Source organism: Halanaerobium sp. (assembly GCF_003070835.1).
In genome coordinates this window covers 1-11124 of sequence record NZ_QBLR01000110.1, presented here as the reverse complement: position 1 = coordinate 11124, position 11124 = coordinate 1, and the positions used below count along the sequence as shown (strand labels likewise).

General features: G+C 31.5%; 6 protein-coding genes. All 6 read right to left on the bottom strand.

Features of this window, described 5'->3' with window-relative positions:
- Positions 1 to 175: 175 nt before the first annotated feature.
- Positions 176 to 877, bottom strand: coding sequence for a M48 family metallopeptidase (locus tag CI949_RS11625; protein ID WP_290766758.1), 702 nt, complete (start codon positions 875 to 877; stop codon positions 176 to 178).
- On the bottom strand, positions 878 to 3973 hold the full coding sequence (locus tag CI949_RS11620; RefSeq protein WP_290766756.1) for a type I restriction endonuclease subunit R: 3096 nt from the start codon (positions 3971 to 3973) through the stop codon (positions 878 to 880). It abuts the gene before it with no gap.
- On the bottom strand, positions 3970 to 5172 hold the full coding sequence (locus CI949_RS11615; RefSeq protein ID WP_290766753.1) for a restriction endonuclease subunit S: 1203 nt from the start codon (positions 5170 to 5172) through the stop codon (positions 3970 to 3972). The genes CI949_RS11620 and CI949_RS11615 overlap by 4 nt, the downstream gene beginning before the upstream one ends.
- Positions 5166 to 7526 (bottom strand): type I restriction-modification system subunit M, encoded by a 2361-nt coding sequence (locus CI949_RS11610; protein WP_290766749.1) that lies wholly within the window; start codon positions 7524 to 7526, stop codon positions 5166 to 5168. The genes CI949_RS11615 and CI949_RS11610 overlap by 7 nt, the downstream gene beginning before the upstream one ends.
- Before the next feature lie 93 nt (positions 7527 to 7619).
- A complete protein-coding gene (locus tag CI949_RS11605) occupies positions 7620 to 9425 on the bottom strand; it encodes an ATP-binding protein (RefSeq protein WP_290766746.1) in 1806 nt (601 codons plus the stop codon).
- A 226-nt stretch (positions 9426 to 9651) separates the two neighbouring features.
- Entirely contained in the window at positions 9652 to 10992 is a 1341-nt protein-coding gene (locus CI949_RS11600) for a GTPase family protein (protein WP_290766744.1), read from the bottom strand.
- Positions 10993 to 11124: the final 132 nt, after the last annotated feature.

Below are 11124 nucleotides of genomic sequence, written 5' to 3'. Positions count from 1 at the left end.
TCTCGTGGGCTCGGAGATGTGTATAAGAGACAGCTATAAATCCTGCGTTAGAGTAATCCAATATCAATCCAATTACAAAGATAGTTCCTCCCAATACTATAATATAATTCTTTTTTAATACTTTTTCATAAGTAATAAAATTATCCATTAATTCCCCCAATTATTAGGCTTTATCTCAGATCTCATAAACTATCTCATTTAGCTCTCTTTTTATAGCTCTCCAGTTAGGTAAATATTTATCCATAAGTTTTTTAAAGGCTTCTCCGTGCGTTCTTTCTTTTAAGTGTACCATTTCATGAACAATAACATATTCAAGACACCTTGGATTTTTCTTTGCTAGTTCTAGGTTTACCCAAATTCTTTTTCTATCTGCATTGCAGGATCCCCATTTTGTCTTCATTTGTTTTACTCCCCAGAAGTTAAGCTGTATATCCATAGTCTTTTCCCATTTACTTGTATAGTCTGGTATGATTTTTTTTAGTTCTTCTCTGTACCACTCTTTCATCACATCTTCTCTTTTTTCTACAGTAGAGTTAGGTCTTACATATAGGTCTATATAGCTGTTGTTTTTTATCACTATTCTCTGCTTCTTATTTGTTTCATAAACATTAAGCCTGTATCTTTTTCCGAAGAAGTAGTGGCTTTCTCCTGATATGTATTCTCTTGAACTTTGTCTTACCTGGTTATCAAATTTCTTCTGTTGTTTTTTTATCCAAGGTGTTTTAGATATTAAAAACAGCCTTATAGTATCTTCTTTAGTTTGTTTTGGTATTGATAATTTTACCTTGCCATCAGGAGGATGAACTGATAAATGTATGTTTTTTATATCTTTTTTTTCTACACTTACCGTGATTTTTCCTACTGTTATATTTTTCATTTAGTATTCGCCTCTATGCTCTTCTATTATTTCCATTATTTTGTCTACCTTTTCTTCGTTATTTTCCAAAATCTCTTTTACTGCGTATTCAATCTTTCTAGTTTTGAGTTTACTTCCTCTCCATCCATGAGGTTTAACTTCTTTGATTCTTTGATGTAACATTGAAGCTAATTCTTCATCTTCTTCTAGGTTATCAAATAGTGCTCTTTGTGCTCTAGTATTTATTCTTTCAGGATACTCTACAGAGCTTCCTCCTGATTTAGATCTTTTAGCTAATTCTATTATCTTATCTAAGTAGGCTTTGTATTCGATAGTTTTACTTCTTCTTTGTAAAATTATCTCATCTAGTATGTTAGACATTCTTTTGTAATAAGCTGGGTTAGTAGGACTTTCTTCTATAATTAGCTTTCTTACATTGTTTTCTATGGTTTCTGCTACTGCTTCTTCATCCTTTTTGATTCCTTCAGGTAGTTCATCTATAGCTTCTTTTCCATCTTTTACAAGTAAATCTACTAATGCAAGGTCTTCAAATTTGGCTATAAGTTTACTTCCTTTAGAGTCAATATAGGTATCTATAAGATGTCTCATATCTCCTTCGTAAGCTTTTAGATCTATATAATCTCCTGCAGCATGCATAACTTCTTCTCTTACTGTATCGTATTTTTTTACTTCTTCTTTTATAGTTCTTACTTCATCAGGAGTATATCCTGCTTCTATCATTTCATTAGCTATATTAGAATAGGATCTTACAAGAGAAGATACATATTTATATAAATCTATTCTCTTTGGTTCATTGTCTTTAAGCTGTTTTTCATCAGTAGTATCTTCAGCTACAAAATAGTCTATATAGTCAGTTGTCTTTTTAGGTGGTTGGACTGGTTCGCAGAGAGTTTTAACCTGTTCTAATGCCTCATCTAACTTTTCTTTTGCCTTAGCAAGTCTGTTTTTAATTACATCAGTTATGTCTTCCTTATCATATCCTTCAAAGGCTTCTGAAGTATAGTTGTCTATTGATTTTTCAAGACTTTTAAAGAGGTCTTTATAGTCTATTATGTATCCGTATTCCTTATCCTTTGTATGGAGCCTATTTACCCTACATATGGCCTGAAATAGTCCATGGTCCTGCATCTGTTTATCTATATACAGGTAAGTAGCTGGTGGTGCATCAAAACCAGTTAAAAGTTTATCTACTACTATTAAAAGTTTCATATTAGCTGGTTGTTCTACGAATTTCTTTTTAACCTCATCTTCAAATTTTTCAGTGTCTTTTCCTTCCAACATTTTATTATATGTTTCGTATTTAACTCTGGTTTCACCAACCCTGTCTTCTCCGGTGTATTCATCTAATACATCTCTATGGTTAGGCTGGTATGAGGTAACTACAGCACATCTCTTAAATCCCTTATCTTGGAATATATTATATAGGACACAGGCTTCATATATACTGGTTGATATAAGCATGGCATTTCCTTTACCGTTTTGAAGTCTGTCTTTTGTTTCCATATCAAATATAATATCACTTGCTATCTTTTCAAGCCTTGATTTTGAACTTAGTACTGCCTGTAAGGTTCCCCATCTTTCTTTAAGTCTATCTTTTGCATAATCAGTTAGTCCTTTTGTTTTTGCTTCAAACCACTGGTCTATTTTTTCTTGAGATTCTATATACTGGTCTATGTCTCTTGCTTCGTACCTTAAATCAAGTACTACATCATCTTCAACGGCTTCATCGTACTTATATGTATGAATATATGAACCGAATATTTCAATACTTTTCTTCTTGTCTTTTTTAAGTAGGGGAGTTCCCGTAAAACCTATAAACATAGAGTTAGGTAGTATATGTTTCATAGCTACGTGTAATTTCCCCGACTGGGTTCTGTGACATTCGTCTATGAATAAGTATATATCTCCTTTTGCATTAAAGTTTTCAGGGAGGTTCTTTTCCAATTCTTCAATGTATTCTGTTATATCATCATCTTCTGATTTTTGACTTCTTGCTCCGAATTTGTGTATAAGGGAACACATTAGTAAAGGAGTTGTAGAGTTTAGTTTTTCTATCAGTTCACTACTTCTTTTCATCCTTACTATGTTTTCATCTACTCCTTTAAATACCTTCTTTATCTGTTTATCAAGTTCTTCTCTATCTGTTATTATTAGTATTCTTGAATCAGGGATATTTTCTCTTATCCATTTAGCAAGCCAAACCATAGTCAAACTTTTCCCACTACCTTGAGTATGCCAAATTATTCCACCTTCTCTTTTTTTAACTCTTTTTACAGCTGCTTTTACTCCGAAGTACTGGTTAGGTCTACATATTTTTTTTATTCCTTTATCAAATACTACGAAATCATGTATGATACTTAATATTCTTTTTTTATGACACATAGCTATTACTTCTTTGTCTAAAGAAGAATTTACATCATTCATTAGTAGTCTTATACTTTTAGAGGTAAAATCATCAGCTTTATAATCTTCTTTCCATCTAAGGTAGTATTTTTCCTTTGTTTCTATGGTACCGTATCTTAATCCTTCAGTATCATTTCCTGCCATAATAAGCTGCATTGTATTAAAGAAAGGTTTTATATACTGGGACTGCTGGTTTGCTATATTTTGTCTTATTCCTTTGTTTACTGATACGGTGCTTCTTTTAAGTTCTATTACTCCTAGTGCTATACCGTTAATATATAGAACTAGGTCCGGTCTTTTTTTATGTTCTCCTTCTATGGATACTTCTTCTGCTATATAGAAGTCGTTTTCTTCTGGTTTATCCCAGTTGATGTATTTAACGGTCTTTTTATGTTCACCGTGTTCTTCCTCTATTTGGGTACCGTATCTTAAGAAGGTGTATATATCCTTATTTACATCATAAATAGACCTGGAATTGTCTTTTCCAAGTATTTCAATTTCATCTACTGCTTTTTTTACCAGGTACTGGCTGTAGTTTTGTCTTTTAAGGTATTTTTCTAAGAGTTCTTTTTCAAGATTTGAGTTAACAGTTCTTTCGGTCCAGTCTCCTAAGTATTTATAGTCTAAGATATCAATAAAGAGTTTTTTTACTCTTTCCTGAGTCTTTCTCTCCAGCTGACCTATTTCACTCATACTAATCTAATCCTCCCCGTTAGCAGTTCTTCCATCATACCCTGCTTAATCTTTTTATATTTTTCAAGCTTCTTATTTAAAGCTTCAATTTCAGCATCCATTTCTGATAGTATTTGGGCTATAGCTTTTTGTTCTTTTATGTCTTGTGAAAAAATCATTGAAATACTTCTTAAATTATCTTTATTAATTGATTTAAAGGCGGAAGATCCTACTTTCGTCATGATTTTATCGTAAAAAATATCTGTTTTGAACATATAGTATATATAATCTTTAGCGTATTTTTCTCTGATATTAATTAAGTATGTATTAGGTGCTAGAGTCATAGGCATATTATATTTAGGAACTTTATATACATTTCCTAAACTACCTACATTAGCAATAATAATTTCTCCGCCATATAAGGACGTCTTTTTTAAAAAGTCATATCCTTTTTTATCAGTAAATCTTTCTGGCTCGAATTTTTTCTTTTCAAGATCTGTAGTTCTTAGAAGTACAGCATAGTTTCTTTTACTATAATATTTAACATTTTCTTTTAGTGCTGCAAAACTTCCATTAGCTGTATAATCATAAATTCCTTCAATTATTTCTCCTAACTCCTTCTCTTCCCACTCTCCGTCAAATCCTGGCAGCCTTTCCTTTCCTGTAAGGAGTTTCTGCATTGCTCCCTTTTTAATCTTTTCTTTTTTGTCTATAAGTTTTTGTAGGGAGGTTATAAGGTCATCTGTGTCTGATAGTACCTCTGCTATGGCTTTTTGTTCTTTTAGTGGAGGAGTTAAAATATTTAATTTTTTTAATTGTGTTCCTGTTATTAGAGGTTGACCAGATCCAAAAACCATTTTGTTTAACTTTTGAAACTTTAAATATTCTAATATGTAATAAAAAAAACTTTTCCCTTGCAATTCAATCATAAGAGTATTATCTGAAACTGAATATTTTCCTTCTACTGAATATATAGTTCCTGCATAAGCCCCGACTCTAGCAACAAGTATTCTTCTTCCAGTATAGTCATAGTTTAAACTTCTGCCTATTTCACCTCTAGAACCATATATCGAATAATTGCCATTTTGAAATGATGATGTTTTAGACTTTCCTGAAGAAATCTTTGTTACTAAATTTTTTAATTTATTTACTTCCCAGTCCTCAGGTATAACCCCTACTCCAGACCTTTTATATCCTTCTCTTACTTTTTCTTCTACCATGACACACCCATCCTTTTAAGATGTTCTTTAACCTTTCCTTCCAGTTTTTGCACTTCTTTTTCTATTTCAGGAAGGGGTTCTTCGTATCTTTCAGCCAGTTCTTTTATTCTCGATGTAAGTCTGTAGGAGATTCTTTCCATTTCTTCTAAGACTTTACTTTTTACTGTTCTTATCCATTTCTTTTCAACTACTATATCTTTTACTTCATCTTCACTTATATTTTCCAGTTTTTCTCCTACCTTTTTAGATAGGGCTTTTTCCTTTTTCTTTATCTTTTTCTTTATTGAAGATATATCATCAGTTAGGGTTAGGTATTTGTTGAATACTTCAAGTTCTTCTTCAGAGTCTTTTTCTTTTTCAAGTTCCTTAACCTTTTTCTTAAGTGCTGTTTTTGTTATGTTTCCTTTATCGTTTCTCACTTCTTCAAGTAATCCATCTTCACCAGTGTGCTCTTCTTCAAATTCCTGAAGTTCTGATTCTAAATTGTCTTTTTCAGATTCCAGGTTTTCTACCTCTTCTTTTTCACCTTTAAAGTATCCGTTGATAATTAATTCTTCCGGCAGAAGATCTTCATCTCCTATCCATCCGTTTTCAACTACCATATATACATCGTCTTTCATTGTATCGTTCCAGTAAGCCATTAGGTACTGGTATATATCATACTTATCTATTATTACCCTTCCTTCAAAGGCTTCTAAAAGCTGGTGGGATATATCTTTTATTAGTTCTACGGGTCTTGTATCTTCATCTATACCACATAGAAGGTCTTTATTACTACCAGTCCAATTATCTAATATGTCCTTTACTTCTTTTTCGTAGTTTATAAAGTCCTTGTTGTTGTATATGGTTTCTTTTATTTCATCTATTCCAACATTGAGCATTGCATAGTCTAAATTATCTACTTGAGTAAATAGTTCTTCCTTGAGGCTAGGATATACCTTCCAGTACTTTTCCAGTTCTTTTAAGTCTTCATTAGGTATTCCACCTTTTAAATGGGCTTTAATATTTTGCACATCTTCTTCTTCCTGGTTATCTATGTATCTAGGTATGTTAAGGTTGTATTCGTTGCCTTCTATTTCTTCAAAAGCTACCATTCTTGAATATTTTTCCAGTTCAAGTTGTTTGTTAAAGGTTTCTACTATTTTCTTAACGTCCTGTTCTCTCAGTCTGTTTTTGTTTCCGTCTTTAACATATCCCTTGCTGGCGTCTATCATGAATATGCCTTTTCTGCTTTGAGCATTTTCCTTGTCTACTACGATAATGCAAGCAGGTATCCCGGTGCCGAAGAATAGGTTAGCTGGAAGTCCTATAATACCTTTAATATATCCTCTTTTAACTACGTTCTTTCTGATTTCACCCTCAGCATTTCCTCTAAATAAAACACCATGAGGAAGGATTATAGCTCCCTTACCGTTAGATTTTAAAGATTTTACAAGGTGGAGAAAGAAGGCATAGTCTCCGTTTTTACCTGGAGGAACTCCTATACCATCGAATCTTTCAAACTCATCGTTTAAAGGATCTATTCCATTAGACCATGATTTAGTTGAGAATGGGGGATTAGCTACAGCATAGTCAAATCTTTGAAGCTTTCCTTCTTTATCTTTAAATTCAGGAGAGGTTATTGTATCTCCCTGGACTATTTCTGCTGTTTCATTATTGTGAAGTATCATGTTCATCTTCGCAAGGGCTACTGTAGATACGTCTTTTTCCTGGCCGTATATACTCATACCTTTTTGTGATTCATCGGAAGCTTTTAGTAGTAAGGAACCACTTCCACAGGTTGGGTCATAGATGGTTTCATCCTGTCTTGTTGCCCTGGTTATACCTATGATTTTAGACATTACCCTTGATACCTCAGCAGGAGTATAAAACTGTCCTTTACTCTTTCCAGACTGGGTAGCAAAGTGCTTCATTAGGTATTCGTAGGCATCACCTAAAATATCATCACCTTCAGCAGAGTTACCGCCAAAGTCTAAGTTTTCATCTTCAAAAATAGCAATTAAGTTGGTAAGTCTATCAACCATTTCCTTACCTTTTCCAAGCTTATCAGAGTCGTTAAAGTCTGCATTAGTTATTACACCTGTAAGATCATTTTCTTCAGCCATCTTTCTTATAATAGTGTTGGTTTTATCTCCTATTTCAGGATCTCCTTTTATTTTAACTAGGTCATCGAAGCTTCCACCTTCCGGTGCTATTATTAAAGGATTCTTTGAATTTTTGTATTTGTCCGTTACGTATCTCATAAATAAAAGAACTAAAATATAGTCCTTGTATTGTGAGGCATCCATTCCTCCTCTTAGTTCATCGCAGCTTTTCCATAGTTTTGAGTAAAGTTCGCTTTTTTTAATTGCCATTGTTCCCTCCTGTGGTTTTAAATATTACTTACTGTTTTCTATTTTATTACTTATTTTGTATTTATTCAATTGTCTTTGTATTATACAGAACTACTAACATATGCTATTTAGTTCTTTAATCTTTTCAAACCAGCTCTTCACTTCATTGTAAACACCTAATTTTCTTAAATGCTTCGAAGTAAGATTCTTTGCTACTTTTCCATTAATTATTCTCTTAATATCACTTTGTTTTAGTCCAGGTTTTATATCAGATACTAATTTTGGAACATCAATTGTTGACCAGGCTTCCTCATACTCAGAAGTATCAAAATCAAACTCGTCTTTAATTAATTCAGGATGGATATAGTTTTCCATTTCTCTATAATTTGTTAATAAAGCTACTGACTTATCATCACGCTTGTTAATTTTATCTACAGATTTGCTATATTGACTGTTATCATCCTTGTCATATAAATGAAATTCTACAACATTACTATTTTCAAGATAATTTTTTTCTGCCCAATTTTTGAGATTACTCCCAATCATAGGTATAATAGATATTTTCTCTTTTTCAAGATTAATAATTTCACGAAAATCTTTAATTCGATTTAAATTTCTAAGAAAAAGCACATCAAAATTACCTTCTACACATACCACAACCTTCCCATAATACGGAAGAAGTCCTAATGTATTAACAATTTCATTTAACTTTTCATCACCGTCTACAGAAACTGGATTATTATCAACTTTTTTCACTAATATTAAGTTTTCTTCAGAAACTAACTTTGCTATTTCAGGGGTGTGAGTTGTAATTATTACCTGCTTTCCACTATTTCTTCCCAATTCCATCAAAGCTTCTATTAACATAACCTGATGATCAGGATGTTGAGAAGTTTCAGGTTCTTCAATAGCATAAATAATATTCTTTTCTCCAGTATTAGCTCTATCTGCCTCTGCCCTAAAATAATTCAGAATAATAAGCCTCCTTACACCACTACCTCTTTTATTCATTGGTATACCTTCATCGCTTTCAAAGGAGAAAGAAAAAAGTGAGTGCCAAGGTTTATTTTTAATATTAGGTTTAAGTATACTTGCTATATCTGGTGACATTTCTTTCAATTTTTCCAATGTATCATCTCCTAATGAGATTGCTTTACTTTGAATTTTTTCCCTAACAGCCTCCAGATCTGATTCAACTTCAGCTATAGCTTTTTTAGTAATTGCCTTCAAAGGATCTTGTACTTCTTTATCACTATCTTTGTTTGCTCTATCCGATTGGAATAAAAAGAATAAAGGGAACTCAGATTCAATACTTTTAAATAGTTTTTTTCCATCTTCTTTATTTAAAGGTATTTCTACTACTGAGCATTCCTTATTTTCTACAGATGAATAAAGTGCATTACGAATTGAAGCACTCTCTTTCTTATTTACTTCATCATAATTTTCAATCTTATCCTCAAACTTATTAAGTTCTTCTCTTAATGCAGATATTTTAAGAGTTATTAGTGGTTTTTCCTTAAATTCATTAATATAATTTGCTATTAAATATGCAGTCATACTTGATTTGGTTAGTTTATCTTTGCTACAATCCCAAACTTTATGTATCTCAAGTTCATTATTTTCATTTAATAAAAATTCCTCATTTAGATTTGTTCTATTAGCACTATCAACCAAATATTCTCTGTCTTTATTTACATCGAAAACGACACCTATTCTCATTTGTGGCTCTTCGCAAGTCACACATAAATCTTCAATTTCTGGTTTAACAGTATCAGCATTAAAAAATATCTCCAGTGCTTCCAATATAGTAGACTTTCCAACATCATTTTTGCCAACTACTACATTTAAATTAGCATCAAAGTTAATTGTAGCATTTTTATAACCTCTAAAATTTTTTAGCATCAATTTTTTTAGTATCATTTAGCCACTCCCATTTTTTTTCTTCTTTATTCAATACTCCAACTTTAAAATTATCATATTTATTATAACACTTTAGTCTTTAGTAATAAACTATAATTTGCAATTAAATAAAAAACCGCAGCTAATTTAATTAACTACGGCAATTTCCTTTTTTGTAATTTAATAATTTATTAAATTTCGTACTTGTTAATCCTATAAAGCGAATTAAACCATAACTTTAACTTATTTATGATTCTAAATCTTCTTTTTTTGATTTCTCAAATCTTTTTTTAGCTTCATCTAATGTATTGTCATCTATATAGTAAGATATAGCAGCATTACCTATTGCCTTAGTACCAGTTGCAGCAACAGTAGAACTGACTGCAGAACCTACTCCTGGCCAAAATACATTTAAAATTTTTGAACTTTGTTGGGCTATAACTCTAAATGTATATCCACCTAATAAGACTCCACCCATTCCAAGTATGAAATCCTTAGCTGCTTTAATCGAAATTTCTCTTCCACTTAATAATGCAATTAGTGATACTAAAACAGATTGAATAATTAGAAGTATATAAATATCTGATGTTGGTATTGGTGTTAATGCTACTGTTGCTGAAATACCAGAAAAAATATTGGTTAATTGTTTTGCTATCCTATTAACCACTTCTTTAAGACGTGAAGCCATTCTTAATCCCATTTGAGCTTCAAAATCTTGAATGGCTTCTTCCAAAATATCAAGCAACTCTTCAATTCTATATCTACCATCAAAGGCTATCTCTAAATTATTTATGTCATATATAGGAAGATTATCAATGTATTCAACACTAATTTCCTTACCATCTGGAGTTTTCCAATCAATTAAAGAAGAAACGGCAGTAATATTATCTATTTTTAAACCACTCTTTACTATTATATCCTTATAGTACTGTACTACTTCGTTAATTTTATGAATTTTATTCTTTGGGTATTCTTCTGGATTCTTAAATCTAGTTGGCGCCATTTCATCACATTTATTTATTGCCACAACAATTGGGAGTCTTATTTTATTTATCCGTTGATATGTTTTAGTAATTTTTTTCATAAATTCGACATCAGAGTCTACATCATCTCTATGGGTGCAGTTTAACATCAAAATTGCAATATCAGGAGAAAATTTATTAATTTCATCTATAATCATTTCTTCAGCTGAAATCTTATCATCTAAACTTTCTGACTCAGCAATTCCCCTTGTATCAAGTATTTCCATCAAAGTTCTATCATTATCCTTGCATAAATAAGTATTAGTATTCTCTGTACAAGACTTTGTATCACTTACTTTAGATATATATTTTCCACATATAGCATTTATAAGACTGCTCTTACCAACACCTGTTCTTCCTATCAAAAAAATCCTAGGTGGTCTATGAGAATCAATACCATCCATTAATTTTTTTAGCTCTTTATCCCCAAGTATATTCTCCTTAATCATTTCTTTTGTTTCATCAGGTATTACATCTGGAAGTTTATCAATGAATTCTCCTGATTTATTATAAAACTTCTTCATATTTTTTAACCTCTGCTCAATTCTCATTTCATCATTATTCATTTCTTCTATTTATGGTGTAAGAATATACACCATTTTCTCCTTTTCTAATGTATTTAGGTTTATTTTAGGTAACCCATAATCCTTTATTTGAAATGTTATATATTAATTACTGAAACATCTATTATTTAAAGA

What these genes read in the sequence shown, in the direction of transcription:
- CI949_RS11605 (WP_290766746.1), bottom strand. Translation starts at nt 9,425, where the DNA reads ATGATACTAAAAAAATTGATGCTAAAAAATTTTAGAGGTTATAAAAAT.
- CI949_RS11620 (WP_290766756.1), bottom strand. Translation starts at nt 3,973, where the DNA reads ATGAGTGAAATAGGTCAGCTGGAGAGAAAGACTCAGGAAAGAGTAAAA.
- CI949_RS11615 (WP_290766753.1), bottom strand. Translation starts at nt 5,172, where the DNA reads ATGGTAGAAGAAAAAGTAAGAGAAGGATATAAAAGGTCTGGAGTAGGG.
- CI949_RS11600 (WP_290766744.1), bottom strand. Translation starts at nt 10,992, where the DNA reads ATGAATAATGATGAAATGAGAATTGAGCAGAGGTTAAAAAATATGAAG.
- CI949_RS11610 (WP_290766749.1), bottom strand. Translation starts at nt 7,526, where the DNA reads ATGGCAATTAAAAAAAGCGAACTTTACTCAAAACTATGGAAAAGCTGC.
- CI949_RS11625 (WP_290766758.1), bottom strand. Translation starts at nt 877, where the DNA reads ATGAAAAATATAACAGTAGGAAAAATCACGGTAAGTGTAGAAAAAAAA.